This is a genomic window from Mycobacterium sp. SMC-19 (assembly GCF_045310815.1).
In the GTDB taxonomy this organism is placed as follows: domain Bacteria; phylum Actinomycetota; class Actinomycetes; order Mycobacteriales; family Mycobacteriaceae; genus Mycobacterium.
Genome location: NZ_JBJIAM010000006.1, coordinates 1 through 26,460, shown reverse-complemented (window position 1 = coordinate 26,460; position 26,460 = coordinate 1). Strand labels below are relative to the sequence as shown.

The 26,460-nt window shown below is 68.9% G+C and carries 23 protein-coding genes; 13 read left to right on the top strand and 10 right to left on the bottom strand.

The features are described 5' to 3' along the window. Window positions 1-24: 24 nt before the first annotated feature. Together ACJH5R_RS14520 and ACJH5R_RS14515 are read right to left on the bottom strand one after the other, a co-directional pair. On the bottom strand, window positions 25-3,000 hold the full coding sequence (locus ACJH5R_RS14520; protein WP_406782226.1) for a PGRS repeat-containing protein: 2,976 nt from the start codon (window positions 2,998-3,000) through the stop codon (window positions 25-27). A gap of 140 nt (window positions 3,001-3,140) precedes the next feature. Continuing rightward, window positions 3,141-4,682, bottom strand: a complete 1,542-nt coding sequence (locus ACJH5R_RS14515) for an acyl-CoA synthetase (protein ID WP_406782225.1) — start codon at window positions 4,680-4,682, stop codon at window positions 3,141-3,143. A 457-nt stretch (window positions 4,683-5,139) separates the two neighbouring features. Here ACJH5R_RS14515 and ACJH5R_RS14510 point away from each other — a divergent pair, with 457 nt between their 5' ends. Further along, on the top strand, window positions 5,140-5,685 hold the full coding sequence (locus ACJH5R_RS14510) for a hypothetical protein (RefSeq protein ID WP_406782224.1): 546 nt from the start codon (window positions 5,140-5,142) through the stop codon (window positions 5,683-5,685). A gap of 44 nt (window positions 5,686-5,729) precedes the next feature. Continuing rightward, entirely contained in the window at window positions 5,730-6,845 is a 1,116-nt protein-coding gene (locus ACJH5R_RS14505) for an alkaline phosphatase family protein (RefSeq protein WP_406782223.1), read from the top strand. A 66-nt stretch (window positions 6,846-6,911) separates the two neighbouring features. Here ACJH5R_RS14505 and ACJH5R_RS14500 read toward each other — a convergent pair whose 3' ends face one another. After that, on the bottom strand, window positions 6,912-8,408 hold the full coding sequence (locus ACJH5R_RS14500) for a potassium/proton antiporter (protein WP_406756546.1): 1,497 nt from the start codon (window positions 8,406-8,408) through the stop codon (window positions 6,912-6,914). Window positions 8,409-8,564: 156 nt separating this feature from the next. Between ACJH5R_RS14500 and ACJH5R_RS14495 the strand changes: the two genes are divergently transcribed. After that, window positions 8,565-9,245: a potassium channel family protein gene (locus ACJH5R_RS14495; protein WP_406756545.1), complete on the top strand. Its 681-nt coding sequence runs from the start codon at window positions 8,565-8,567 to the stop codon at window positions 9,243-9,245. Window positions 9,246-9,270: 25 nt separating this feature from the next. Continuing rightward, on the top strand, window positions 9,271-10,185 hold the full coding sequence (locus tag ACJH5R_RS14490) for an SAM-dependent methyltransferase (protein WP_406756544.1): 915 nt from the start codon (window positions 9,271-9,273) through the stop codon (window positions 10,183-10,185). A 10-nt stretch (window positions 10,186-10,195) separates the two neighbouring features. On the opposite strand, the gene ACJH5R_RS14485 is transcribed toward ACJH5R_RS14490, so the two are convergent. Next, complete coding sequence (locus ACJH5R_RS14485) at window positions 10,196-10,591, bottom strand: heme-binding protein (RefSeq protein WP_406756543.1); 396 nt, start codon at window positions 10,589-10,591, stop codon at window positions 10,196-10,198. A gap of 219 nt (window positions 10,592-10,810) precedes the next feature. Next, window positions 10,811-11,566, bottom strand: coding sequence for an MBL fold metallo-hydrolase (locus ACJH5R_RS14480; protein WP_406756542.1), 756 nt, complete (start codon window positions 11,564-11,566; stop codon window positions 10,811-10,813). Between the two features lie 43 nt (window positions 11,567-11,609). Between ACJH5R_RS14480 and fgd the strand changes: the two genes are divergently transcribed. Continuing rightward, on the top strand, window positions 11,610-12,644 hold the full coding sequence (gene fgd, locus ACJH5R_RS14475; protein WP_406756541.1) for a glucose-6-phosphate dehydrogenase (coenzyme-F420): 1,035 nt from the start codon (window positions 11,610-11,612) through the stop codon (window positions 12,642-12,644). Here the strand turns inward: fgd and ACJH5R_RS14470 are convergent. Genes ACJH5R_RS14470 through glnX form a run of 4 tightly spaced genes read right to left on the bottom strand, consistent with a single transcriptional unit; the run spans window position 12,635 to window position 17,674 of the window. Beyond that, window positions 12,635-13,069, bottom strand: coding sequence for a cupin domain-containing protein (locus ACJH5R_RS14470; RefSeq protein ID WP_406756540.1), 435 nt, complete (start codon window positions 13,067-13,069; stop codon window positions 12,635-12,637). The genes fgd and ACJH5R_RS14470 overlap by 10 nt on opposite strands. Before the next feature lie 5 nt (window positions 13,070-13,074). Continuing rightward, entirely contained in the window at window positions 13,075-15,372 is a 2,298-nt protein-coding gene (locus ACJH5R_RS14465) for a serine/threonine-protein kinase PknG (RefSeq protein ID WP_406756588.1), read from the bottom strand. After that, a complete protein-coding gene (locus tag ACJH5R_RS14460; protein ID WP_406756539.1) occupies window positions 15,372-16,358 on the bottom strand; it encodes a glutamate ABC transporter substrate-binding protein in 987 nt (328 codons plus the stop codon). Before ACJH5R_RS14460 ends, ACJH5R_RS14465 begins: the two co-directional genes overlap by 1 nt. Continuing rightward, window positions 16,355-17,674, bottom strand: a complete 1,320-nt coding sequence (gene glnX, locus ACJH5R_RS14455; RefSeq protein ID WP_406756538.1) for a protein kinase G-activating protein GlnX — start codon at window positions 17,672-17,674, stop codon at window positions 16,355-16,357. Before glnX ends, ACJH5R_RS14460 begins: the two co-directional genes overlap by 4 nt. A gap of 167 nt (window positions 17,675-17,841) precedes the next feature. On the opposite strand from glnX, the gene ACJH5R_RS14450 reads away from it, so the two are divergent. Continuing rightward, the gene (locus ACJH5R_RS14450) at window positions 17,842-18,303 is read left to right on the top strand and encodes an NUDIX hydrolase (protein ID WP_406756537.1); all 462 of its coding nucleotides are present in this window, start codon (window positions 17,842-17,844) and stop codon (window positions 18,301-18,303) included. 67 nt (window positions 18,304-18,370) lie between these two features. Here the strand turns inward: ACJH5R_RS14450 and thiE are convergent, their stop codons facing one another. Then, a complete protein-coding gene (gene thiE / locus ACJH5R_RS14445; RefSeq protein ID WP_406782222.1) occupies window positions 18,371-19,054 on the bottom strand; it encodes a thiamine phosphate synthase in 684 nt (227 codons plus the stop codon). A 61-nt stretch (window positions 19,055-19,115) separates the two neighbouring features. Between thiE and thiO the strand changes: the two genes are divergently transcribed. The 7 genes from thiO to ACJH5R_RS14410 all read left to right on the top strand — a co-directional run bounded on the left by thiO (window position 19,116) and on the right by ACJH5R_RS14410 (window position 26,319). Continuing rightward, window positions 19,116-20,132: a glycine oxidase ThiO gene (gene thiO / locus ACJH5R_RS14440; RefSeq protein WP_406756535.1), complete on the top strand. Its 1,017-nt coding sequence runs from the start codon at window positions 19,116-19,118 to the stop codon at window positions 20,130-20,132. Continuing rightward, window positions 20,129-20,326, top strand: a complete 198-nt coding sequence (gene thiS, locus ACJH5R_RS14435) for a sulfur carrier protein ThiS (RefSeq protein ID WP_046286680.1) — start codon at window positions 20,129-20,131, stop codon at window positions 20,324-20,326. Before thiO ends, thiS begins: the two co-directional genes overlap by 4 nt. Beyond that, window positions 20,319-21,080: a thiazole synthase gene (locus ACJH5R_RS14430; protein WP_406756534.1), complete on the top strand. Its 762-nt coding sequence runs from the start codon at window positions 20,319-20,321 to the stop codon at window positions 21,078-21,080. The genes thiS and ACJH5R_RS14430 overlap by 8 nt, the downstream gene beginning before the upstream one ends. Before the next feature lie 79 nt (window positions 21,081-21,159). After that, entirely contained in the window at window positions 21,160-21,918 is a 759-nt protein-coding gene (locus ACJH5R_RS14425; protein WP_406756533.1) for an SGNH/GDSL hydrolase family protein, read from the top strand. Between the two features lie 36 nt (window positions 21,919-21,954). Next, window positions 21,955-23,454, top strand: coding sequence for a M28 family metallopeptidase (locus ACJH5R_RS14420; RefSeq protein WP_406782221.1), 1,500 nt, complete (start codon window positions 21,955-21,957; stop codon window positions 23,452-23,454). Beyond that, on the top strand, window positions 23,451-24,908 hold the full coding sequence (locus ACJH5R_RS14415) for a M28 family peptidase (RefSeq protein ID WP_406756531.1): 1,458 nt from the start codon (window positions 23,451-23,453) through the stop codon (window positions 24,906-24,908). Before ACJH5R_RS14420 ends, ACJH5R_RS14415 begins: the two co-directional genes overlap by 4 nt. 124 nt (window positions 24,909-25,032) lie before the next feature. After that, window positions 25,033-26,319, top strand: coding sequence for a TetR/AcrR family transcriptional regulator (locus tag ACJH5R_RS14410; RefSeq protein ID WP_406782220.1), 1,287 nt, complete (start codon window positions 25,033-25,035; stop codon window positions 26,317-26,319). Window positions 26,320-26,460 lie beyond the last annotated feature (141 nt).

Here is a 26,460-nt window from a genome sequence, read left to right as displayed (position 1 = left end):
ACCTGGAGGGTGGCGTGGATCAGGTCAGCTTGCGCTGTCGGAAGTCGCACTGGGCGTCCCGGGCGCGCCCGGGGTTCCGTCGGCGCTGCCATTGCCGCCGGTTCCGCCGGCCTCGCCAGCCACGCCGTCCGCACCGCCGTCGGCGCCGTTGCCCCCGATGCCGCCGCTTCCGTCGCCGTTCGGGCCGATCTGGCCCCCGGTGCCGCCGGCGCCACCCGCGCCGCCGGCACCGCCGGGGCCGGTCTCGGTGGCGTCTGTGCCGTTGCCGCCGTTGCCACCGGCGCCGCCGTCGCCGCCATTAGCGGCCGCTGTGCCGGTGCCTCCGGCGCCGCCCTTGCCGCCGGCACCGCCGGTACCGCCGGGTTGGGTGGTGGTGTCGGCCGGGTCGTCACCCCGCGTGGTGTGGTCGGAGCCGCTGGTGCCCGCGTTGCCGCCCTGCCCGCCATTGCCGCCGGTGCCGCCATCCAGCCCGGTGCCGCCGTTGCCGCCGGTGCCACCTTGAACGGTGGTGCTGCCTCCGCCGGTGCCGCCGTTGCCGCCCGTGCTGCCTGCACCGATGCCGGCACCGCCGTTGCCGCCGGAGCTGCCGGCGACCCCACCGGATACGTAGTTGGTGCCACTGCCCGCGGCGCCTGTGCCGCCGCTGCCGCCGGTGCCGCCGTCGACTCCGGCACCGCCGGTGCCGCCCTGGCCACCGTTGGACATGCCGCCTGCGCCGCCGGCGCCACCGTCACCACCGCTGCCGGCATTTCCGGCACCACCGCCACCGCCGCCACCACCACCGGCGGCACCGCCGCTGGGCGATGTGTCGGGAATTCCGCCGGGGTTGTTGAAGCTGTTGAACAGGCCGCCCAAGCCGGTGCCGCCGGCACCCCCGGCGCCGCCTTGGCCGGCGAAACCGCCGCCGCTGGTGCCCCCGGCACCCCCGGCACCGCCGGCACCACCGCTGCCGCTGAACGGGCTGCCGGCTCCGCCGGATCCACCGCTACCGCCGTAGCCGGCCAACGCTCCTTCGGAGCCGTTGCCACCCGCACCGCCGACGCCGCCGACGCCGCCGTTGCCGCCGATCGGCGAGGCTATGGCGCCGTTGCCGCCCGTACCGCCGTTGCCGGCGACGGCACCGCTGCCGCTGGCGTTGCCACCGTTACCGCCTGCACCAGCATTACCGGGCGTACCCGCGCCACCTAACATGCCACCGCCGCTGCTGTCGCCGCCATGGCCGCCGTCTCCCGCGAGACCGTCGGCGCCGCTGGCCATGCCCCCGGTTCCACCGGCACCGCCGTCGGCGCCGTTGCCGCCGAAAATGCTGCTGGCCGAGATCAAGTTAGCTAGCGGATTCCCGGATAGTTCGGCGAGCCTGTCGAGCTGGGCCTGCAGTTCCTCAGTGGACTTACCGGTGAGGGCGGCGAGCTGGGTGATGGCCGCACCCCACTGACTGGGCGAGCCGTAGACACTGCCCAGCGAACCGGCACTGCCGCCGTCGCCTCCGTTGCCCGCGATGCCACCGGTACCGGTGCTGGCGCCGCCTGTTCCGCCGGTGCCGCCCGCGCCGGCGAGGCCACCGACAAGAATGCTGCCAAGTCCGCCGGTGCCGCCGTCACCACCTGCACCGGCGACGCTGCCGACGCCGGAGACCGCGCCGCCGACGCCACCGACTCCACCGGCGCCGCCTGTGCCACTGAAGATCGTCGTCATGGCAATGCCGCCGGCGCCGCCGGTGCCTCCAGCACCGGCGATGCTGTCGTCGCCGGTCGCGGCTCCACCTGCGCCGCCGTTGCCGGCCGCACCGCCAGCGCCGCCGAAGATCCCAACGACGGTACCGCCTTGACCACCGGCGCCACCGGCTCCGCCGATGGCCTGGTCACCGTCGCTGGCTCCGCCGGCGCCGCCCAGGCCGCCGCTACCGCCGGTCAGGCCGAAGACGGAGGTGGCGCCGCCACCCATTCCGCCGTTTCCGCCTGCACCCCCGGTGTCGCCGTCGCCGCCGGCGCCGCCCTGTCCGCCGGAGCTGCCGACGACCCCGGGCACCTGAGATGTTGAGAAGCCTCCGCTGCCTCCGTTACCGCCTTCGCCGCCGGTCAGCCCGGTACCGCCGGCCCCGCCGTTACCGCCCTCGCCGCCGATCTTGAAGAGGTAGGCGCCGCTGTGCTTGACGCCGCTGTCGGGGCTACCGGCCACGGCCAGGGAACCGCCGTTGCCACCTAGGCCTCCATTGCCGCCGGTGCCGTCCAAGGCGTCGCCGCCGGCCCCGCCGTTTCCGCCGACGCCGCCGAAGGAGAACCACTTTCCGGTCGCGTCGCCGCCGTCGCCGCCGTTGCCGCCGTTCGCACCGGCCAGGCCCGCGCCGCCGTCGCCGCCCGCGCCGCCGATACCGATCAGCGTCCCGCTGGTGCCGCCGTCGCCGCCGTCGGCTCCGGCGCCGCCGATACCGCCGGCGCCACCATTGCCGAACCAGCCTGCCGCGCCCCCGTTGCCGCCGGCCAGGCCAGCCACATCGGAGTCATAGCCCGCGCCGCCGTCGCCGAACAGCCAGCCACCGCCGCCGCCGGTCGGGTCGTCCTCGGTGCCGGCGAGACCATTGCAGATCAGCCCGCACACGGAGTCGGAGGCGAACAGTGGGTTGATCAGATCGCCGAACTGCTGCCCGAACGAGCTGGACATCCAGTCCTGCATGCCGGCGTGCAGATCCAGGTAGATGCTCTGCGTGAAGTCATCGAAGCTGAACGCCGAGAAGCTGAAGTCGGCCGCTCCCACACCGTCGAACCAGGTCGACAGATCCCCGAGGCCCAGGGCATCGGGGTCGAAAACCGCGCTGCCGACATCGCCCGGCTCGAACCAGCTGGTCGGGTCCAACCAGTAGCTCGGGTCGAACAGGTCTTCCAGATCGGCGCTGGCGGTCGGGGCGAATCCCAGGGGGCTCAGCCCCAGTGCCAGCGCGGCGCCTGCTGCCAATGTGCGGTGACGGCGTTGGGGTGCAACGGATTTGCGCTGGCGCGACATCAGGTGCCTCTCGGTGCAGCGGTCGCGGCCGTAACGCCGAACCAGATTTAGGGGTCTCAGATCCGGAATTTACCGTAACTTAACAAAGTCCGCAGTCCACTGGAAGATGACTGCGGATCACCTTGAAGGAATCTGTGAGGTCACTGTCCGTCTGGTCGGTCCGAAAGCACGTCGCGGAGCTGGTACTTCACCACTTTCCCGGACTGCGTTCGGGGTAGGGCGTCGACGAACTCCAGCCGGATCGGCAGTTTGAACGCCGCGAGCTTGTCCCTGGCGTGGTCGCGTAGCTCATCGAGCTCTAACGTGGCGCCCGGCCGCAGGACCACCACGGCCGTCACCGCCTCGCCCCACTTCGCGTGCGGGGTGCCCAGCACGGCCACTTCGGCGACAGCCGGGTGTCCGTAGAGCACGTCTTCGACCTCGGCTGGATAGACGTTCTCGCCGCCGGAGATCACCATGTCCTTCACCCGGTCGAGCACCCAGACATAACCGTCGTCGTCGGCCTGGCCGATATCGCCGGTGTGGAACCAGCCCTCGGCGTCGATCACCGCCGCGGTGGCGTCGGGATTTCGCCAGTAGCCGGCCATCACCTGCGGCCCCCGCACACAGATCTCTCCGCGCGTGCCGGCGGGCACCGGCTGGTTCTCGAGATCGACAAGCCGCACATCAGACAGCGGCAGCACCTGGTTACCCGCGGCACCGATCTTCACGCCGACCTCATCGGTGCGCAGCACCAAGGCCAGCGGGGCGGTCTCGGTGAGCCCGTAGCCCTGCGCGAACGGGATACCGCGCTCTGCGTAGCGGCGGATCAGCGGCTCGGGCACCGGCGCGCCACCACAGACGAAGCTGCGCACGCTGGACAGGTCGGTCTCGGCGAACTCCGGCCGCTGGCTCATGAACAAAAACATCGCCGGCACCCCGAACATGGTGGTGATCCGCTGGTCGGCGATGAGCCGCAACGCTTCGGCCGGATCGAAGGTGGGCATCAGCACGATCCGGCCACCCTTCTGCAGGGTCACCAGCGTGGTGACGTTGAGCCCACCGATGTGAAACAGCGGAGCGCAGACCAACGACACGTCGTTCTGGCTGGTGTCGAAGGTGAGCAGCGCATTGACGTTGTTCCAGAACAGGTTTGCGTGGGTGAGCATGGCGCCCTTGGGGTGCCCGGTGGTGCCGGAGGTGTACATGATCACCGCGACGTCATCCGGCGCGGCGAACACCGGGTCGGTCAGTGGCGCCCGCCCGGCCAGCAGTTCGTCGAGCACCTCCCAGCCCGGGGTCGGGGCCAGCGCGATCACCCGGCGCAGCCCGGCCTGCGTGCGCACCGGATCGATCACCGTCGCGCGCTCGGCGTCGGCTATCAGGGTGTGGACCTGCGCATTGCTCAGGATGTAGCCGAGCTCGTCGGCGGTCAGTCGCCAGTTCAGCGGCACGAAAGAGGCGCCGATTCGCGCGGCCGCGAACAGGGTGACCAGAAAGTCCGGGTGGTTCAGGCCCGCGTAACCGACCCGATCCCCGCGCTGCATGCCGCCGGCGGCCAGTTCTGCCGCCAGCTGGTCGATGCGATTCGCGAAATCTCGGTAGGTCCAAGTGCTTTCGCCGTAGGTGATGGCCGGGAGGTTCGGCGTTGCGGCGGCCCGCCGGGAGATCCAGGAGCCGAGATCGATCGGGGGAATGTCCACCTCACGAACGCTAACCCGCGAGGTGTCGGCGCAGGGGTGGTTCGCCGCAGGGACGCCTTGAACAGCGTTGCCCCGATTTATCGATCGCGCTGATTTTATTGCCCCGAAGGTGATCGAACTTCAATAAAGGATAGGAACCGGGGGACCTTTTATGTGGATCGCTGAATTATTTGCCGTGTATTAGGTTCCGGCCTTTGTGACGCCGGTCTCAATTATGGGCTCGACCAGGGGAAATGCCGTGTTTTCTGAGCGCGGTGACTGGAGTGGTGACGGAAAGTGAACGGTCCTTGAACATTGTTATTCACAGGGCTTTGGGGTCGCCCAATTGAGGGAGAAACGGCTACGTTCGTCTTCGCCCGAGCGGAGCATCGACGGGCGAGGTTTTCGAGGAAGGTCTGGGCGGATGAGCGGTCCCCGAGGTGGCGGCCTAGGCCGAGGGCGGCGCGCGGTTGCCCGCGTGACGGCGACGATTGTGTCCGCGGGATTCTGCTTGCTGGTCGCACCGGCGGCGCACGCCGACCTCGACGACTTGCTCGACACGCTGATCGGTGCGGCCAGCGCCGGTCCCGACCCGGTCGATGTTGCCGACATTCCCGCGGGCTCGCTGGATCTGGACGCCTCCGGCGTCCTTCAGGACCCGCTGGCACAGCTCGATCAGGTGTTGCACGACGCGCCAGGGCAGTTCAGTCCAGAACCGGCGACCGCGGGTTCGCCGGCCGAGGTCAATCCGGGCGCGCCCTCCGACACCGATTCGGGAGCCCCGGGCGAGACCACCCCGACCCCCGCGGACGGCGAGCACCACTCCGAGAACTCCGAGAACTCCAACAATTCCAACGGCTTCCCGAAGTTCAGCATGCCCAGCGGCGGCAACGGTGGCGGTGGCTCCGGCGGTAGCGGTAACGGCTCCGGTGCCCCAGGCGGCAATAACAACAAGGTCAAGTCGAACACCAGCGCCGCCAAGCCCGGCGCCGATCTGCCGAGAGAGGGCGAAGGCGCTAACTAGCGCCTCGGCGGCAACGCTGCGCCGATGGATGGCAGGCTGAACCGGTGCCCGGTTCGATCTGCGAAATCCTGCCGTCGTCGGCCGCACTGCTAGGAGTTCCGGGCGCGATCGACACGCTCGGTCTGCGCGAGCGCGTCGGTGACGTGCAGCGGGTGGCGGTGGTGTTGGTCGACGGGCTGGGCTATCACCTGTTGCCGCAACTGACCCAGGACGCACCCCTGCTGGCGTCGGTGCTGGCCGGTACCACCGGTCACCTGAGCGAACTGTCCTGCACGTTCCCCTCCACCACGCCGACCAGCCTGGTCTCGCTGGGCACCGGCGTAGCGCCGGGCGAGCATGGCGTGCTGGGTTTCACCGTCAATGTGCCCGGAACCGATCGGGTGCTCACGCACATCTTCTGGGGTGACGAGCCGCCGCCGGCGCGCTGGCAGCCGGTGCCCACCTGGTTCGAGCGGCTGCACGACGCGGGCGTGGCTGCCCGTGCCGTGCTGCCGGAGATGTTCATCGGCAGCGGGCTGACCGAGTCCGCCTACCGAGGCGCGGAATTCTGCCCAGTGGCAAAGGGGGAGCCCTACGCCCAGCGGGTCGTCGCGGCGCTGGCCTCGCCGGGCCTGGTCTACGGCTACACCGCGGCACTCGACCACGCCGCGCATGTGTCGGGGATCGGCTCACCGCACTGGCACGCCGCGGCCGCCAAGGTCGATGCGCTGCTGCGTCATCTCCTCGAGGAACTGCCCCGCGACGCGGCGCTGCTGGTCACGGCGGACCACGGTGGGCTCAACGTGCCCGAGGAGTCCCGGATCGACCTCGACGCGGATCCGGTGCTGCGCGCCGGAATTCGGGTGGTCGCCGGCGAGCCGCGGGTGCGCTACCTGCACACCGAGCCCGGTGCCACGTCCGACGTGCTGGCGGCCTGGACGGAACGCCTGGCCAAGCGGGCCCTGGTGCAGACCCGCGAGCAGGCCGTTGCCTCCGGGGTGTTCGGACCCGTGCGGGACGGGCATCTGGCACGCATCGGCGACGTCGTGGTGACCTGTACCGGCGACACCGCGATCTTGGCGACCGACCACGAGCCGCCGCAGACGGCGCAACTGGTCGGCTTCCACGGCGGGCTCACCCCGGCCGAGATGGCGATCCCGCTGCTCGCCTTTTCCCGTTGACTCTGCGTCCAGGGCGCAAAAGTGCGAGTAGCCCCCGCCCTCAGCGCAGAGTCAACGCAGGCGGGGTTACTCGTTGTCGCCGTACTCGTCGAACCAGTGGGCCAGTTTGCCGCGCCGGCTGACCGCCCGTAGTCGACGTTCGGCCGACAGGCGGGTCTTGCTGGTGGTGACGATCAGTAGCTCGTCGCCGACGGTGATCCGGGTGTCGGGCTGGGGGACGAAGGTGTCGCCCTTGCGGATGATCAGGGTGATCACGCTCGGGTCGGGCAATCGCAGTTCCAGCACCGAGACGTTGTGCAGCTTCGACCCCGGCTGCACCGTCATCGTCAGCAGCTCGGCCTCCAAGACGTCCAGCGGCGCCGCCTCGACCTGGATCTCGCGGGTGGCGTCGCGCGGGATCAGCCGCAGCCAGTGCGCGAACAGGCCCAGGCTGGGGCCCTGCACCACGGTGTAGACCACCACCAGGATGAACACGATGTTGAGCAGGCGGTAGCTGTCCGGGACGCCCTCGACGATCGGGAATGTTGCGAGCACGATCGGAACCGCGCCACGCAGTCCCGCCCAGGACAGGAAGATCTGTTCTCGCCAGGGCACTTTGAACCAGATCAGCGACGCCACCACCGACAACGGCCGGCTCAACAGCAGCAACACCGCCCCGATGATCAGCGCGGGGATCAGTTCTCCGGACAACTGACTCGGACTCACCAGCAGGCCCAGCAACACGAACAGCCCGATCTGCGCCAGCCAGCCGAGCCCTTCGGCGAAGGAGCGGATGGCCGCGCGGTGCGGCAGGCCGGAGTTGGCCAGCACCACACCAGACAGGTAGGCGGCGATGAATCCGCTGGAGTGCAACGACGCCGCCGCCGCGAACGCCACCATGGCGAGCCCGAACGTCGCCAGCGGATACAGGCCGGACGCCGGCAAGGCCGCCCGACGCAGCATCATCGCGCCGAGTAGCCCGACGACCAAGCCGATCGCCGAGCCCGCTATCAGCTCATAGAACACCCCGCCGATGGCGTGGACCGGGTCGATCACCAACGGCGTGGTGCTCAGCATCAGCACCACGATCGCCGCCGGCGCGTCGTTGAAACCGGACTCCGCCTCCAGCAGGCCGGCCACCCGTCTGGGCAGCGGCAGCACCCGCAGGATGGAGAACACCGCCGCGGCGTCGGTCGGTGAGACGATCGCACCCAGCAGGAACGCCAATTGCCAACTGATGCCCAGCAGCAGGTGCGCGGCCACCGCGATCACCGCCATGCTGACCACGACGCCGACAGTGGCCAGCACGGCCGCCGGCGCCAGCAACCGGCGGATGTTGGCGAACCGGGTCGTCAAACCACCTTCCACCAGGATCACCGCCAACGCGGTGGTGCCCAGGTCACTGGCCAGTTGCACATCGGAGAAATCCAGGCCCAGCCCGTCGTTGCCGATCACCACTCCGACCAGCAGGAACAGCAACAGGCTGGGCAACCCGACTCGATCCGCCGCGCGGGTGGCGATGATGCTGGCCAGCAGGACCAGGCCCCCGATCAACAGAGCCAGGTAGAGCTGTTCCAGGCTCATCTGATCCCCGTTCGGGCTGTTGGTGGCGGTCGGACCCGCCCATGTGATTCGCTCAAAGTCAGCGGGTTCGTGTTATCTGTCAGTAAATCAGTAGCGCTGTCACGACCGTGTTACGCCCGGAGCGGCCGCGGCAGCCCGGGGATGAGGGGAGCCATCATGCGCATCGGGATCGCCGGCGCCGGCGCGGTGGGGCGATCCGTCGCACGAGAACTGATCGGCGACGGCCACCGGGTGCTGCTGATTGAGCGCAACCCGGCGCACTACCAGCCGCAGACCGTCCCGGAAGCCGAGTGGCTGCTGGCCGACGCCTGCGAGCTGAGTGCGCTGCGGGAATGCGGAATCGAGATCTGTGATGTGGTGATCGCTGCCACCGGTGACGACAAGGCCAACCTGGCTACCGCGTTGCTGGCGAAAGCGGAGTTCGGAGTGGCCCGGGTAGTGGCCCGGGTGAACAACGCCCGCAACGAGCCGCTGTTCACCGAAGAGTGGGGTATCGACGTGGCCGTCTCCACCCCGCGGGCGATGGTCGCCGCAGTGGAGGGCGCCATCGATGTCGGCCATCTGGTGCCGTTGATGGGCTTGCGGCGCGGTCAGGCCAGCCTGACGAAACTGACCCTGCCCGACGACAACCCGCTGATCGGGAGGCGGGTCTGCGACATCGTGCTGCCCGAGGGCGCCGCGTTGGTCGCGGTGCAGCGTGGTGACCGGGTGATCCTGCCCCGAGCGACCGAGGAGTTGCAGGCCGGCGACGAAATGCTGTTCGCCGCGGCCAGCGGGATCGATGACGAGGTCCGGGCGGTGGTGCACGGCGCACCGGCCGGCAGAAGGATGCATTGACGCCGTGCCGCCGCGGTGGGGACCCATGAATACGGCGCCGAACGAGCAGGACGACGCCGGGAGCTTGGCCAGCGGTGCCGGTGTCATTGCCACGGTGCTGGCGGCCGCACGGGCCGCGGCCGCGTCGCGTGATCTGATCAGCGACCCGTTCGCGGCGCCGTTGGTGCACAAGGTCGGCCTGGAGTTCTGCATTCGGGTAGCCGACGGGGACCTGGACATCAGCCGGCTCGGCAAAGACGGGGGATTTCCCCGGTTTGCGGAGTTCTCCGCGGCACGAACCCACTTCTTCGACGCGTTCTTCACCGACGCTGCCCGCGGTGGCATCCGCCAGGCGGTGATCCTGGGCTCCGGGCTGGACACCCGCGCCTACCGGCTGTGGTGGCCCGCCGAGACCATCGTCTACGAGGTCGACCACCCCCACGTCGTCGACTTCAAGACCACCACGATGCGAGCCTGGGATGCCACGCCGAGCGTCAACCGGCGCGCGGTCGGTGTCGACCTACGCGGCGATTGGCCGGCGGCCTTGCGGCGGGTGGGTTTTGACGCCGCCGCGCCCACCGTGTGGGTCATCGAGGGGCTGCTGGTCTGGTACGTCCCCTCGGACGCACAGAATCGTCTGCTCGACGGGGTTACCCAGCTCAGCGCCCCGGGCAGCCGGCTCGCCGCCGATCACGCGGTGCCGCCGAGCCGGCCGCAGGCTGTGCACCACGAATCGCTCGTCGAGCGGTGGCGCCGACGCGGTCTGAGCCTGACCGGGCCCGGACCGTTCTATTCCGGAGAGCACACCGATGTCGTTCGGCATCTCACCGAAAGCGGCTGGACCACAACCCAATCCGGTATTGCCGACCTGTTCGCGGCGGCCCGGCTGCCCCGGCTTTCCGATCCTGAACTCGACGGGGCGCCGGCGGCTATCCGCTACGTTGCGGCCACCCGGATCTGACCGGCCGGCCTCAGCCCGCCATGAATTCGGCGTAGGCAGAAGCCAACTCGGGCGGAAGTCCGGTGGTTTGGCATTGCCGTTGGGTCTCACCGATAGGCGCCAGGATTCCGCGCAGTTCGTAGTACTCCTGGGGGTGGGCAGTGAAGTAGCTGCGCACGTCGGCTGCGGCCTGCGGCCGCGGGGAGCTGATGGCCTGATTCACCACCGCGTTGGCGCCGGGGTGAGCGGCCAAGTATTGCTGGGCTGAACCGGTAACGGAGTTCACCGTGCCGGACACCCCGGCCGGACTGCAGTCCGGTGCCGCCGACGCCGACGGCGCGATGACCAGGGTGGCGGCAGTAGCGCCCAGGAGTCCGGCGCCGAGGCCGAGTCGGCGAATCATGGTGAAGCCATGGGCTTTCGACATGGTGGTTTTCCTTCCGGGTTGTGAATGCAATTCCCGTCCGGAGCCCAAGGTACGCGCGGCCGGAGTGCACGCCATGTGTCCTGGGGCACAGCCATCGACCCTCGCGGCCACCGCTTCTGTACTTGCCGAACCTTTTGGCGGCAATCACTCCACAAGTGCGGAGCGATTTATTAAGACCCGCTCTTAATCGCCAGGATCAGCGCTTATCCGATCGTGACCTTAATGTTTGCTGGCACGGTCGATTGCGGCCTCGGCGGCTTCCTTGATCGGCCCATGCCAGACATCGCCGTGGCCGGGTGCCAAGACCTCGGTCTCCAGCAGAGCCAGGGCGCTGAGGCTGCGTAGGCAGTCTTGCTGGCTGTGGCTGAACAGCGCCGGCAGCAGTTGCGGTCCGTTGTGGGCCAACACCGGGTGGCCGGTGATCAGCGCGTCTCCGCTGGCCAGAACGCCATCGACCAGATAAGAGCAGTGCCCGCGGGTGTGGCCCGGGGTGGGGATGGCGACGGGCTGCCCGGGCAGTCCGGCGGCGATCTCGCCGGTCAGCGGCTGCGCGGACGGGATGCCCTCACGGTTCAGGCCGCCGCTACGCACCACGTGCGCGCTCCACAGCGCCCAGCTCGGCCGCCACAGGCGCGGAGCCAGCGCCAGCGGTGAAACCTGCTCCAGGTACTCGCGTTTGGCGTGGCCGACCTCGTCGGCGTGGCAGTACACCGGGGTGCCGTGCGTCTTGGCGAGCCAGATCGCCGCACCGAAATGGTCGACGTGGGCATGGGTGAGCAACACCGCTCGCACGTCGGCCGGGTGGTAGCCGAGGGCGCCCAGCGACGCCAACACGTCGGTGCGATCACCGGGGTAGCCGGCGTCGATCAACATGACGCCGGTGTCATCGGTGACTAGCAGCCAGTTGACGGCTTCGCCGCGGGCCAAGTACACCCGCTCGGTCACCGGAACGAGTTCGACGAGCTTCTCACCCATGCCCGTGAGTTTAGAAAGGCAGCGGGAGAGTAGAAAAGGTGGAATGGCGGAACTAAAACTCGGGTACAAGGCATCGGCAGAGCAGTTCGGGCCGCGGGAACTGGTGGAACTCGGCGTAGCCGCCGAAGCGCATGGCATGGACAGCGCCACCGTCAGCGACCACTTCCAACCGTGGCGCCACGAAGGCGGGCACGCCCCGTTCTCGCTGGCCTGGATGACCGCGGTCGGCGAGCGTACGAGCAAGATCCAGCTCGGCACCTCCGTGCTGACCCCGACGTTCCGGTACAACCCGGCCGTCATCGCGCAGGCTTTCGCGACGATGAGCTGCCTGTACCCGCAGCGGATCTTCCTGGGCGTCGGCACCGGAGAGGCCCTGAACGAGATCGCCACCGGCTTCACCGGCGAGTGGCCCGAGTTCAAGGAGCGGTTCGGGCGCCTGCGCGAGTCGGTGCGCCTGATGCGCGAACTCTGGCGTGGTGACCGGGTGGACTTTGACGGCGACTACTACAAGCTCAAGGGGGCCTCGATCTACGACGTCCCGGAGTCGGGCGTACCGGTCTACATCGCGGCCGGCGGGCCGGCGGTGGCGAAGTATGCGGGGCGCGTGGGTGACGGCTTCATCTGCACCTCCGGCAAGGGCGAGGAGCTCTACACCGAAAAGCTGATGCCGGCCGTGTTGGAAGGCGCGGCCATCGCGGAGCGCGACGCCGACACGATCGACAAGATGATCGAGATCAAGATCTCCTACGACCCCGATCCTGACTTGGCGTTGAACAACACCCGTTTCTGGGCGCCGCTGTCACTGAGTGCCGAGCAGAAGCACTCCATCGACGACCCGATCGAGATGGAGAAAGCGGCCGACGCGCTACCGATCGAGCAGATCGCCAAGCGCTGGATCGTCGCCTCAGACCCGGATGAGGCTGTTGAGAAGGTCGGCGATTACGTGAAGTGGGGCCTGAACCACCTGGTGTTTCACGCTCCCGGTCACGACCAGCGGCGCTTCCTGGAGCTGTTCAAGACCGACTTGGAGCCGCGGCTGCGCCGGCTGGGCGCAGGCTCAGGGGCCGGTCAGGCGTAACCGCAGCCGGGGTCGGGCGCATCCTCGACAAGGGTGGCGCCGAGCGGTAGCAGGTACACCGCTTGCAGCACTACCGGAGTCGATCCCAGGTTGCGACCGATGTGGACATGCTCGGGGCCGCCGGGTTCGATCATCTGAGCACCCGGTCCGTAGCTGCCGTCGAGGCTGCAGTCCGCGAGATTGTGGGTCAAGGTGCCTTGGCGGACGACGCCGAACACCGTGCCCGGGTGCCAATGCCAACCGGTGCTGCCGCCGGGCTCGATGGTGATCTCGCGCAGGACGTAGTCGCGGCCATCGACCGTGGTCTGCGACAGGGTCACCCCGTTGATCCGGTCGCTCGGCGTCGCGGTGGCCGACGGCGCCGCGGCGACCGCCAAGGCCACCGAGAGCGCGCAAGCTCCCCGACGCCAGCTGTGCACGGCCATCGGATCTAGAACGTGCTCATCGGGCGCACCGCATTGGCCGTGTCGACCAGCCGGTAGCGATGCTCCTGGGTGGGCGCCAGCCGGGCCAGGGCGCGCAGCGCCATCTCCACACCGAGTCGCAGCCCGTGCTCGGTGAACGGGAAGCCCAGGATGTGGTTCGTGCTGGCCTCGTGCTCGGTCAGCCAGTCCATCGCGGCGCCCAGGACCAGCGCCCTGATCTGCAGTACCCGCGGCTCGGTGTCCGGCAGCGCCTCCACCCGGCGTGCGGCATCACGGATCTGGGCCTCGCTGATCTCGCTGGATGAACGCCCCGACAGCAACGTCACCGCACTGGTCAACCGCGCGGTGGTGAAATGCCTTGAGGTGGCGGGCACTTCGTCAAGGGTGCGAACCGCTGCCGTCCGGTCAGCTTCTACCGAGAGGGCGCGGGCCAGACCAAAGGCGGCCGAGATGACGCTGTCGTCGGTGCGCCACACCGATTCGTAGAAGCCGCGCTCGTCTTCGGTTCCGGCCAGTTCGGCGGTGGCGGCCAGGGCCATCTTCGGTGCCAGCTCGCCGGGGAACATGTCGAGGACCTCGGTGAAATCCTTACGGGCAGCCTCGTAGTCGCCGGTGAGCAGCTCGGCTACCCCCCGGAACCAGACCAGCCGCCATCGCCAACCCACCTGCTCGGCCAGTTCGTCGAGCTTGCTGGTGGCCTTGGTGACGTTGCCGAGGTCGAGCAGTGCACGCACCTCCATCAACGGCAGCCCGATGGACTCCGACAAATCGATGCCGTCGGATTCCAGCGAGCTGTTCCGCACCGCCCGCAGCGAATCCAGCGTCTGCACCGGCTCGCTGAGCTCCATCGACGACAACAGCGGGGCGGCAACGTCACCCGGGTCGATCAGCGGTACCTGCAAGGCGGTCACGATCTCACGGGCCGTCAGGTTCTGGGAGTGCACATGCCCGTCGAGGTAGACGTCGGTGTGCGCGACCAGCAGGTGCTCACCGAAGGTGGACCGCGAACGGGTGAACACCGTCGACAACCCGGGCCGTGGTGTACCGGTGTCGCGCGCGACCACTTCGCGCAGCACGCCCATCAGCTGCGCGGACATCTCCTCGGCGGAGGTGAAGCGCCGGCGCGGGTCGGGATCGATGGCCCGGCGCAGCAGCCGGCGGTAGGAGTCGTACTTCTTGAGCACCGGGTCGTCGTCGGGCAGTCCCTCGACGTAGCGCCCGTCACGAGTGCGGAGCTTCAGCGTGAGCGCGGCCAGGGTCCGGCCCACGGTGTAGATGTCGGTGGCGACGGTGGGTCCGGTGCGAACGATGTCGGGCGCCTGAAAGCCCGGGGTGCCGTAGAGGTAGCCGAATGAGTTGATGCGGGCCACCGCGCCGAGGTCGATCAGCTTCAGCTGCTCTTCGGTGAGCACGATGTTCTCCGGCTTGAGGTCGTTGTAGACCAGCCCCAGAGAGTGCAGATAGCCCAGTGCGGGAAGGATTTCCAGCATGTAGGCGATGGCTTGAGCCACTGGCAGCCGGGTGCCGCGGCGTTGTTTGAGCGACTGGCCGCCGACGTACTCCATGACGATGTAGCCGACCGGGTCGCCGTGGGAGTCCGGGTGCTGGACGAAGTTGAAGATCTTGACGATCGACGGGTGGGTCACCTCGGCGAGGAACTGCCGCTCGGCCATCGCGATGGCCTGCGCCTCGGCGTCGCCGGAATGCACCAGGCCTTTGAGCACGACCGGGCGCTCATTGACGTTGTGGTCGACCGCCAGGTACACCCATCCCAGGCCGCCGTGCGCCACGCAGCCCTTGATCTCGTACTGCCCAGCGACCATGTCGCCCGGCTTCAGCTGCGGCAGAAAAGAATACGGACTTCCGCAGTGCGGGCACCAGCCTTCGGACGCGCCCTTCGCCTCTCCGGTGGACCGGCCCACCGGCCGTCCGCAGTTCCAACAGAACCGCTTGGACTCGGCGACCTCCGGATTTTCCATGAGCGCGGCGAGGGGGTCGATCGGGGGGACCCGAGGGATCTCCACCAGGCCACCGCCCAAACGCCGTCGCGGAGCGACGGTGCGCACCACCGTCGTGTCGTGGGATTCGGCCGAGCCCGTGGAGTGCGAACCCTCCCGGGGACGGAAGATCGCTTGGGTCGACATCGGCCGGCGTACCGACGACGATTCGGCCAGCACGTCGGCCCGCTGGGTGGCCGGGCCGTCGTCTTCCAGCTCGGCTGCGGCCTGGTCCGGTGCGTCGTCGTCGTGCTCGCTGCGCCGCTCCTCAGCGTCGCTGCGCTCCTCATCGTCGCGGCGCGCCATCAGTCCGAGTACCTCGGTGTCGGAGGCACCGGCGCCGGCCCCAGCACCGTCAACCACTTGCGGTACAAGGTGTTCCACGTGCCGTCGCGGCGGATGCGCTCCAGGGTTCCGTTGACGAAACGCACCAGCCCGGTGTTGTTCAGGTTGATTCCGATGCCGTAGGGCTCTTCGTCCATGCTCGGTCCGACGATGTGCAGATACGGGTCTTGGGCCATCAGGCCGGCCAAGATCGAGTCGTCGGTGCTGACGGCGTCGACCTGACGCTGTTGCAGCGCCACCAGGCAGTCGGCCCAGTTCACCACCGAAACGATGATCGGGGCCGGTGTGATGTTGCGGATCCGCCGCAGCGAGGTGGTGCCCTGCGCGACACAGACCCGTTTGCCGGAGAGGTCCGCGGCCTGGCGGATCGCGGAGTCGCGCGGCACCAGCAGACGCTGGTTGGCCACCAGATACACCGTCGAGAAGTTCACCAGCTCACGTCGGCCGCAGGTGATGCTCATGGTCTTGACCACGATATCGACTTCGGACTTCTGCAGGGCCGCGATCCGTTCGGCCGACGCCAGGATTCGGTATTCGACCTGCGAAGGGGTGCCGAAGATGTCGCGGGCCACCTCCCCGGCGATGTCGACGTCGAAACCGGTGATCTCACCGGTGATCGGGTCGCGGAAGCTGAACAGGTTGCTGCCGATGTCCAGGCCCACGATCAGCCGGCCGCGGTGGCGGATCTTGGCCACCGCGGCGTCCGCTTCGGCCTTGTTGTGGAACGGGCGCAGGCTGGCGGTGGCGTCGCAGTCCTCGGTACGCGGGTCGGGAGGGCGCGGCGCCTCGGGCGCCAGCTCCTCCATGCCGGCCGGAGTGGGCGGCGGCAGCGTCGGCATCGCGGTCGCCGACACGAACTCGGTGCGACCGCATCCGGTCAGGCCGGACAGCACCAATGCCGCACTCAGTGCGCACAGCAGCAGCCGGGGCCGACGGCGTTTCATCATCTGTACTCGTTCAGTCGAGGCCACAACCCGAGCGCGACCGCGATCGCGGCACCCATGCTGAGTACCGCGCCCCCCACCGGGGCCACCGACAGTACCCGGCGGGCGTTGAGGACATCGCCGCGCAGCTGATTGCGACTGTGCTGCAGCGCCTTATCCAGGGCCGCGTCGAGCTGGTCGAACGCCGGCGTCGAGTCATCACCGCTGCCGCCCAGCGCTACCTGGGTGGCGGCCCGGTAGTTGCCGACGCTGATGTAGGCGTTCATCCGGTCATTGGCCTGCCGCCACCGAGCCAGCAGCTGCCCGGCGTTGGCCAGGTCGGCCTTGTCCACGGCGTCGCCGCGGTCCAGATAACCCTCCAGCTGCTCCTGCATCATGTCGAGGCGCTGGTAGAAGGTCTGTTTGCGGGTCTCTTCGTCGCCGCGCCGGATCAGTGACAGGGTCTCGTCGGCACGCGCCTGCTGCGCGGTGATCGCCAGGTTGGTGATCGCCTTGAGCGACTCGGCGCCGGTGTCCTTGGCGTTGCGACTGCCCGCGGTGGAGATCACCAGCACCGTTCCGACCCAGATGATCATCAGCAGGATCGCCAGGCCGCCGGCGACCAGGCCGGGATTGATGCGCCGCCGGGTGTGCCGGGCCAGCCAGCGGTGTGCGAACGCGCCGAACAGCACGGTGGTCGCCACCACCAGGATCACCGGGGCCGGCACCCGCGTCGACGCTGTGGTCTGAAGGTCCACGGTCGCCGAAGTGGCCTGGTAGAGGCGCTGAGCGTCGGGGAGGATGGTGTGTTGCATCAGCTCGGAGGCTTCCGACAGGTACGACGAGCCGACCGGATCGCCCGAGCGGTTGTTGGTGCGGGCGGTCTCGATCAGCCCGGTGTAGACGGCCAGCTGCGCATTGATGCGCCCCAGCAGCTGCAACAGGGGCTCGTCGTCCAGACCGCCGGAGGCCCTGGTCACCGCCACCGCGGCGGCGGTGATGGCCTGTTCGTAGCGTTCCCGCACCGCACGCGGTTCGCCCTGAGCGATGAACGCGGTGGCAGCTGCGGCGTCGGCGACCGACAGCGTGGTGTACAGCTGCCCGGCGGCATACGCCAACGGCTCGGTGTGGTCGAGAACCGTGGTCAGGGTGTTCTGTCGGTTGTTGATCGCGCTGGCGGTGGCGAAGGCGCTGATGCCGCCGAGGGCGGCGAGGATGAGTCCGATGGCGAGAATGCGTCCGGGGGTGGTGGTGAAGAACCACCAGCGGGGTCGGGCCGGTTCGGTCGGCGACCGTAACCCCGCCGGCTCGGTTGACGGGTGCGCCAACTCAACGGTCACGTCTGTTCAGACTCCATCCCTGTGCGGCTGCTCGCGGCACCAACGATAATAAAGGGATTCTAAGAGCGAGGGCGGTGTCTGCGCGTCCTGTCGACGCGGTTGTTGTCAAAAACGTCGCGCGATCTCACCAGAACCGAGACCTTGCCCGCCCCGATACGCTTCCAAGCGTGCGTGGTGACGGCGATGGGTGGGCGTTTTCCGATACTGGCGTCCGCTTCTGGGGTCGGCACGGTGCGGCAGGCCTGTTGCTGCGGGCGCCCCGCCCCGATGGCTCCCGCACCGTACTGCTGCAGCATCGCGCCTGGTGGAGTCACCAGGGTGGCACCTGGGCGCTACCCGGCGGCGCCCGCGACAGTCATGAGACCGTGGAAGAGGCCGCCATCCGCGAGGCGCAGGAGGAGGCCGGCCTGCCCGCCGATCGGATCGTGGTGCGCGCGGCCGTGGTGACCGCGTCGGCCAGCGGCACCACCTGGACCTACACCACCGTGGTCGCCGACGCCGACGAATTGTTGCCGGTGGTGCCCAACGGGGAGAGCACCGAACTGCGGTGGGTCGACGAACACGAGGTCGCCGGGCTGCCGCTGCACCCGGGGTTCGCCGCCAGCTGGGAGCTGCTGCGCGGCGTGTGACGTCGGCAATGACGCTCCGACTCGGCGAGCGTGTACTCAGCGCGAAAAATACTGGGAAATCTCGTGCTCAGTGCACGCTCGGCGCGAGCCCGGTCCGCAGCGCCGCCGCAGCAGCCCGCGGATCCTCGGCGGCGGTGATCGCCCGCACCACCACCAGCCGGTCTGCGCCGGCGGCCAGCACCTGCGGCAACCGCTCGAGGTCGATGCCGCCGATGGCGAACCACGGCTTGGTGGGTTGCTGGTCGGCGGCGAACCGCACCAGCTCCAGGCCCGGTGCGGACCGGCCCGGTTTGGTCGGGGTGGGCCAGCACGGCCCGGTGCAGAAGTAGTCGACAGGTTCGGCCAGGGCCGCGGCGACCTGATCGCGGTCGTGGGTCGAGCGGCCGATCAGCACCTCGGGCCCGATGACCTCTCGCGCCGCCGGCAGCGGCAGGTCGTCCTGGCCCAGGTGCAGCACGTCGGCGCCCGCGGCGCGGGCAATGTCGGCGCGGTCGTTGACCGCCAGCAGTGCCCCGTGCCGGCGCGCGGCCTCGGCCAGGATCTCCAGCGCCGCCAATTCGCCGAGCGCCTCCAACGGCCCGAACCGCTGCTCGCCCGGCGAACCCTTGTCGCGCAGCTGGATGATGTCGACGCCACCGGCCAGGGCGGCGTCGGCGAACTCGGCCAGGTCACCGCGTTCCCGGCGGGCATCGGTGCACAGGTAGAGCCGGGCATCAGCGAGTCGGGCGAGACGGTCGGAGCGTTTGTGCACACCGCGACGCTAGCGGCTAGCTTGGTGTGTTGACACGCGAGCAGGTGGAAGGGAGCAGCACATGCCCGGACCCTCGCTCGGTTCGCTGGCCGTCATCGGCGGCGGCGTCATCGGGCTGTCGGTGGCTCGGCAGGCCGCCCGGGCCGGGTGGACGGTGCGCGTGCACCGCACCACCGAGCACGGTGCCTCCTGGGTGGCCGGCGGCATGTTGGCCCCGCACAGTGAGGGCTGGCCGGGCGAGGATCAGCACTTGCGGCTGGGGTTGCGCTCGCTGGAGTTGTGGCACGACTTCCTCGACGGGCTGCCGGCCCACCTTGTCACCGCACGCGAATCGCTGGTGGTGGCCGCCGACCGGGCCGACGTCGCCGACCTGCGCACCGTCGCCGACTGGCTCTCCGCCCAAGGCCATCCGGTGATCTGGGAGTCCGCCGCCCGCGATGTCGAACCTCTGCTGGCCGGCGGTATTCGGCATGGTTTCCGGGCACCCACCGAACTGGCCGTCGACAACCGCGCGGTGGTCAGCGCGCTGGTCGACGCGTGCGAGGAACTCGGCGTGAGTTGGGCTCCGCCGGTGCGCGATCTCGCCGAGGTGGCCGCCGACGACGCCGTCGTGATCGCCAACGGTATCGACGCCCCCGCGCTGTGGCCCGGCTTGGCGATCCGGCCGGTCAAGGGGGAGGTGCTGCGGCTGCGCTGGCGTAAAGGCTGCCTGCCCCCGCCGCAGCGGGTGATCCGGGCCCGGGTGCACGGCCGGGCGGTCTACCTGGTGCCGCGCCCCGATGGCGTGGTGGTCGGGGCCACCCAGTACGAGCACGGCCGCGACACCGCACCGGCGGTCTCCGGGGTGCGTGACCTGCTCGACGACGCCTGCGCGCTGGTTCCGGCGTTGGGGGAGTACGAGCTCGCCGAATGTGCCGCGGGCCTGCGGCCCATGACGCCGGACAATCTACCGCTGGTGCAGCGTCTCGACGAACGGACCTACGTCGCTGCCGGGCATGGCCGCAACGGGTTCCTGTTGGCGCCGTGGACCGCCGAACAGGTTGTGTCCGAACTACTTCCGGTTGGAGTGCAACGATGATCATCAATGTCAACCAGAAGCAGGTAGAAGTGGCCGAGGCGACCACGGTCGCGACACTGCTTGCTTCGATGGGTTATCCCGACCGCGGTATCGCGGTGGCGGTGGACCAAGCGGTGCTACCGAAATCGCGTTGGGCCACTGCGCTGTCCGACGGTGCCTGTCTCGACGTGGTGACGGCGGTGCAAGGTGGTTGATGACGCGAAGCTGACCATCGCCGGGCGAGAGTTCAGCTCCCGGCTCATCATGGGAACCGGTGGGGCGCAAAGCTTGACATCGCTGGAAGAGGCGTTGGTGGCGTCCGGCACCGAGCTGACCACGGTCGCGATGCGCCGCGTCGACGCCGAAGGCGGTACCGGCATGCTGGATCTGCTGAGTCGGCTTGGCATCACGCCGCTGCCCAACACCGCCGGCTGCCGTAGTGCCGCTGAAGCGGTGCTGACGGCCCAGTTGGCGCGTGAGGCGCTCGGTACCGAATGGGTCAAGCTGGAGGTGATCGGCGACGAGCGCACCCTGCTGCCCGACGGCATCGAATTGGTGCGTGCTGCCGAACAATTGGTCGACGACGGGTTTGTGGTGTTGCCCTACACCAATGACGACCCGGTGCTGGCCCGCCGGCTCGAGGACGCCGGATGCGCGGCCGTGATGCCGCTGGGTTCGCCGATCGGCACCGGGCTGGGCATCGCCAACCCGCACAGCATCGAGATGATCGTTGCCGCCGCCGGGGTGCCGGTGGTGCTTGACGCGGGGATCGGCACCGCAAGCGATGCCGCGCTGGCAATGGAACTGGGATGCGATGCGGTGCTGCTGGCCACCGCGGTGACCCGAGCGACCGACCCGCCCGCCATGGCCGCGGCGATGGCCGCCGCCGTCACCGCGGGGTATCTGGCGCGCCGCGCCGGACGTATTCCGAAGCGGTTCTGGGCGCAGGCGTCGAGTCCCGCCCTGTGACGCCCACCGAGTGTGAAAATCGCGACGCTTGGGCGGCGTGTCGCGTCGCCAGATTCACACTCGGCGGAAGCGGCCCAGCGTGAATCGCTATGTCGCCCTCGGAAGTTCGATGGCGGCCGGCCCCGGGATCCGGCCTCGCGCTGCGGGGGCGCCCCCGGCGTCGGGCCGCTCGGCGCGCAACTACCCGCACTTGGTCGCGCAGGCGCTGAACCTCGACCTGGTGGACGTCACGTTCTCCGGCGCCACGACCGCCCATCTGTGCAGCGAACGCCAACATGGTGCGCCGCCGCAGATCGAGGCTCTCGACGGTTCGGAATCCCTGGTGACCATCACCATCGGCGGCAACGACGTCGGCTACGTGCCGCTGTTGATGGCCGCGACCCTGCCGGGGGTCTTTCGGCTGCTGCCTGCCATCGCCGGTCTGCTGGATCCCGGGCAGCGCGAGCAGGCACTGGATGAGGTCGAAGCAGCCCTGCGAGCGGTCGGCGCGGCGGTGCGGGACCGCGCACCGCGCGCTCGGGTGTTCTTCGTCGACTACCTGACCCTGCTGCCGCCGGCCGGGGTCCGGGCCGGGCGGCTGCCGCAGGACGTCGTAACCCTGGCCCGCCACGTCGCCGATCGACTGGAGCGCCACACCGCCGCAGCGGCGGCGGCCACCGGCTGTGAGGTCGTCCGCGCCGGACAGGCCAGCCGAAAGCACCACCCATGGTCGGCGCGGCCCTGGACGGTGGGGGCGGGCGTGCCGCTGCCCTGGCGGCCGTGGCCCTTTCACCCCAACGCCGCGGGGATGGCCGCGGTCGCCGAGTTGCTCGCCGTGCAGGCTGGCGGCCGGGCCTGACTTCACCCGTGCTGCGCACCCACTAACGTGGACGCGGTGGAGTACAAGTCGAAGTTAATCCCTGCCCTCGGCGTTGTGTTGGTCGGTGCGCTGTTCAGCGCCGGCTGCAGCCGCACCCCGGAAAACACCGAGCAGGGAGCGGATCCCGCAGCGGCAGCTGAGTTCGCCAGTAGCCTGCGCGACAAGGTCACCGTCGACGCCATGATGGCCCACCTGCAGAAGCTGCAGGACATCGCCGACGCCAACAACGGCACTCGGGCCATCGGCACCCCGGGCTATGACGCCAGCGTCGAGTACGTGGCCAGCACCCTGCGCGATCACGGTTTCGACGTCCAGACCCCCGAGTTCACCGCCCGGGTGTTCAAGTCCGAACCGGGCTCGGTGCACCTCGGCGACAAGACCGTCGAGGCCCGCGCGCTGATGTACAGCCTCGGCACCGCGCCCGAGGGTGTCACCGGTCCGCTGGTCGCGGCGCCGGCCGACGACAGCCCGGGCTGCAGCGCCGAAGACTATGAGGGGCTCACGGTCAAGGACGCCGTCGTGCTGGTCGACCGCGGAACTTGTCCGTTCAAGGAGAAGATGGCCGTCGCCGTGGAGTTGGGTGCGGTGGCGATGGTGGTGGCCGACAGCGTCGACGAACCGAAGATGGGCGGCACCCTGGGCGAGCAGACCGAGGTCAAGGTTCCGGTGGTGAGCGTGACCAAGGCAGACGGCGCGATGCTGCGCGACGGACACGGGGCGATGACGGTCAAGCTGGACGCGCACACCGACGACATCCCGTCGCGCAATGTGATCGCGCAGACCAAGACCGGGTCGACCGAGAACGTGGTGATGCTCGGGGCTCACCTGGACAGCGTTCCGGAGGGTCCGGGCATCAACGACAACGGCTCCGGCGTTGCCGCGGTGCTGGAAACCGCTTTGCAGTTGGGTGATTCGCCGCAGGTGCACAACGCGGTGCGGTTCGGTTTCTGGGGCGCCGAGGAGCTCGGCCTGATCGGCTCGCGGAAGTACGTCGAGTCGCTCGACGTCGAGCAGCTCAAAAACATTGCGCTGTACCTGAACTTCGACATGCTGGGCTCGCCGAATCCGGGCTACTTCACCTACGACGGCGACCAATCGCTGCCGGTGGACAAGCGGGGCCAGCCGGTGGTGCCGGAAGGTTCGGCGGGCATCGAGCGGACGATGGTCGCCTATCTCAAGTCGGCCGGCAAGGAGCCCCAGGACACCTCATTCGACGGACGGTCCGACTACGACGGATTCACCCAGGCCGGTATCCCGTCGGGCGGGCTGTTCTCCGGCGCGGAGGTCAAGAAGTCGCCCGAGGAGGCCAAACTGTGGGGCGGCGCCGCAGATGAGCCGTTCGACCCGAACTATCACCAGAAGGGCGACACCGTCGAGAACATCGACCGCGACGAACTGGCCATCAACGGCGGCGGCGTGCCCTACTCCGTCGGCTTGTATGCCCAGGATCTCAGCGGTCGCAACGGGGTCCCGGTGCGAGACGATCGCACCCGCCACGCCGTCACCCAGCCATGATCCGTCCGGCGGCAGCCCTGCTGGTCGCCGTCGGCGTGCTGGCGGGCTGCGCGCCGGAGCCGGTCTCGCCACCGCTGTCGAATCGGCTGGCCGGTCAGGTCACCGTTGGCGCGATGCTTGCGCACCTGCAGCGCCTGCAGGAGATCGCTGACGCGCACCAGCGGAATCGGGCCGACGGCACACCGGGGTTCGACGCCAGTGCCGACTACGTGGCCAATGCCCTGCGGGACAAAGGCTTCGAGGTGGCGACACCGGAGCTCATCAGGCTGGACACCGTCTCGGCCGGCAAGCCCACGCTGACCGTCGGCGGGATCGGCTACTCGGTCGATCAGGCCTCGCTGCTGGTGCGCACTCCGGCCGGCGGGGTCAGCGGTCCGGTGGTCCGCCCGACGCGCTCGTCGGGCTGCGCGGCGGCCGACTACCCCCCGAAAGTGCCCCGCGGGGGAATCGCCGTGGTCAGCGACGCCGGCTGTTCGGTGGTGGTCAAGCAGAACGTGGCGGCCGAGCATGGCGCCGCCGCACTGGTCGTGGTGAGCCTGCCGAGCCGCAACGGGGCTCCTGCCGGATTGTTCCCGCCCGAGTACTACGACCACCTCACCATGCCGGTGGCGGTGGCCGGGCGCGACGGCGACAGCGCGCTGCGGCGCACCACCGGGAAGGTGCGGCTGGTGCTCGATGCCAACACCGTGAAGATCACTTCCCGCAATGTCGTGGCGCAGACGAAAACAGGCTCTGAGCATGAGGTCGTGATGGTCGGGGCGCACCTGGACGGTGCACCGGGCGGGCCGGGAATCAACGACAACGGCTCTGGGGTGGCCGCGGTGTTGGAGACCGCGCTGCAGCTGGGCCCGGAACCGGCTGTGACCAATGCGGTCCGGTTTGCGTTCTGGGGCGCCGAGGAACAACAGCTCGGCGGTTCCAGCGACTACGTCTTCGGGCTCGACCGCGATCAGCTCAACGACATCGCGCTGTACCTCAATTTCGACATGCTCGCCTCGCCCAATCCTGGCTTCTTCACCTATGACGGAGATCAGTCCGCGCTGCCGAGCCGCGACATCACCCCCGCTGACGTGCCGGTGGGATCGGCCGGAATCGAACGCACCCTTTCCGGCTACCTCAACCTGGTGGGCGTGCGGCCCGCCGATATGCCGCTGAGCAGTGACACCGACTACAGCCCGTTTGTGGTGGCCGGGGTGCCGATCGGGGGCATCACCACCGGTGCCTCTCAACTCAAGACCACCGCACAGGCCCGACTGTGGGGTGGAAAGCCCGGAGCGGCGTTCGACCCGAACTACCACGGCCCCGGCGACACGGTCGAACAGATCAATCAGCACGCATTGGCGCTAACCGGTGCCGCGGTGGCGTTCACAGTGGCAAACTATGCGCAGTCCATCGGCGGTCCCAATGGTGTCCCGGCGCGCGATAAGCGTCATCGGGCTCCGCTGGGGCCGTAGTCCCGCATTGGGCGGGCATCGGTACACGTACGGGCGGGCTCTATATTGAGTCCGCTGTAGCCCGTTTACCCGGCTGTGTTAATAATGCTGTGCACGTGACAGAGCTGGCCTGAGTTGATCGGGGGTGGTGACCTCGCTTGGTGCCACGAACGACCCTGTCGGACGTACTGGTGCCCGCATAAAGCGGCGCCCCAAGGACCGCAAGGCGCAGATCACGCGTGCTGCCGCGGAAACTTTCAGTGCGCAGGGCTACCACGCGACAAGCATGGAGGCGATAGCTTCCAAGGTCGGGATCTCCGCGCCGGCGCTGTACCGGCACTATCCCAGCAAGTACGAGATGTTCGCGGTCGTCGTCGGCTCGCTTGGCCAGCAGTTGATCGACTCGACTGCTTTCGTCGACGAGTTGTCCGATGCCGACGTGCACAGCGCCGCACCGGCGGTGTTGGACCAGGTGGTCGACGGGCTCATCACCTCATCGATCCTCAACCGTGAGGCCAGCGGGCTGTTCCGGTGGCAGGCTCGCTACCTGCAGTCAGAAGACCAAGCCAAGCTCATGACGCAGATGCACACCGTCGGTGCGCGTCTGAAACGGCCCATCAGCGTCATGCGTCCCGAACTGAACTCCTTGGAGCAGTGGACGCTGACGGTAGCGCTGGTCAGTGTCGCCGGCAGCATCATCGGGCACCGGCTGCAGCTCCCGGACGACGAGATCAAGCCGTTGCTCATCGATGCGTCGCGATCAGTGGTCGCCGCGCAGCTTCCCGGAACCGACGACGTAGGGGTCAATCGGCCGTCGGTGTGGCGTATCTTCACGCCGGACGCCGGCCCCTATGAGGCGCTGCTGAACTCGGCGGTGCTGTTGTTCGGCAAGCAGGGATATGCCGAGACCGGCGTCACCGAGATCGCCGACGCCGTGGGTGTCCCCGCATCCGGCGTCTACCGCTATTTCTCGAGCAAGAGCGACATCTTGACGACGGGGCTGCAGCGCGCCGTGGACCGGATTGCCGGGGAGATGGCGGCCATCGCCGGTGTTTTCGCCGAGCCCGAAGAGGCGCTGCGCCGGTTGATCGAGGCGTATGTGGCTACGGTGTTCGCCAACCCCGAGTTGGCGTCGGTCTATGACACCGAGCGGGTGAACCTGGCGCCGGCGGAACGCGAACTGCTGCGCGCTTCCGAGCGCGCGTTCATCGAAACCTGGGCCCGACCGCTGATGGCGATCAGGCCGGACCTGGATTCGATGCACGCCAAGTTCTTGGTGCACGCTTTGGCGGCGCTCGTGGACGACCTGGGGCGGGTCGCCCGAGGCGGCGAGATACCGGGTACCGGTTTTCTGGCCGGGGGACCCGGTTATGCGCAGGCCTGCTTGCGCAGGCTGATGGAGTCCATCGTGTTCCGCGGCCTCAACACCTGAGAAGGTTGGCGTCGAGCCTCGCTGAACCGCTGGTTTATGAGGCGGTCCCAGCTTCGCCTCTCCTGCGTCGAGCCTCGCTGAACCGCTGGTTTATGAGGCGGTCCCAGCTTCGCCTCTCCTGCGTCGAGCCTCGCTGAACCG

Excerpts from the sequence above, each read along its gene's own strand:
- ACJH5R_RS14520 (WP_406782226.1), bottom strand. The coding sequence starts at position 3,000 with ATGTCGCGCCAGCGCAAATCCGTTGCACCCCAACGCCGTCACCGCACA.
- ACJH5R_RS14500 (WP_406756546.1), bottom strand. The coding sequence starts at position 8,408 with ATGAGCCTGGAACAGCTCTACCTGGCTCTGTTGATCGGGGGCCTGGTC.
- ACJH5R_RS14495 (WP_406756545.1), top strand. The coding sequence starts at position 8,565 with ATGCGCATCGGGATCGCCGGCGCCGGCGCGGTGGGGCGATCCGTCGCA.
- ACJH5R_RS14490 (WP_406756544.1), top strand. The coding sequence starts at position 9,271 with ATGAATACGGCGCCGAACGAGCAGGACGACGCCGGGAGCTTGGCCAGC.
- ACJH5R_RS14485 (WP_406756543.1), bottom strand. The coding sequence starts at position 10,591 with ATGTCGAAAGCCCATGGCTTCACCATGATTCGCCGACTCGGCCTCGGC.
- ACJH5R_RS14480 (WP_406756542.1), bottom strand. The coding sequence starts at position 11,566 with ATGGGTGAGAAGCTCGTCGAACTCGTTCCGGTGACCGAGCGGGTGTAC.
- fgd (WP_406756541.1), top strand. The coding sequence starts at position 11,610 with ATGGCGGAACTAAAACTCGGGTACAAGGCATCGGCAGAGCAGTTCGGG.
- ACJH5R_RS14470 (WP_406756540.1), bottom strand. The coding sequence starts at position 13,069 with ATGGCCGTGCACAGCTGGCGTCGGGGAGCTTGCGCGCTCTCGGTGGCC.
- ACJH5R_RS14465 (WP_406756588.1), bottom strand. The coding sequence starts at position 15,372 with ATGGCGCGCCGCGACGATGAGGAGCGCAGCGACGCTGAGGAGCGGCGC.
- ACJH5R_RS14460 (WP_406756539.1), bottom strand. The coding sequence starts at position 16,358 with ATGATGAAACGCCGTCGGCCCCGGCTGCTGCTGTGCGCACTGAGTGCG.
- thiO (WP_406756535.1), top strand. The coding sequence starts at position 19,116 with ATGCCCGGACCCTCGCTCGGTTCGCTGGCCGTCATCGGCGGCGGCGTC.
- thiS (WP_046286680.1), top strand. The coding sequence starts at position 20,129 with ATGATCATCAATGTCAACCAGAAGCAGGTAGAAGTGGCCGAGGCGACC.
- ACJH5R_RS14415 (WP_406756531.1), top strand. The coding sequence starts at position 23,451 with ATGATCCGTCCGGCGGCAGCCCTGCTGGTCGCCGTCGGCGTGCTGGCG.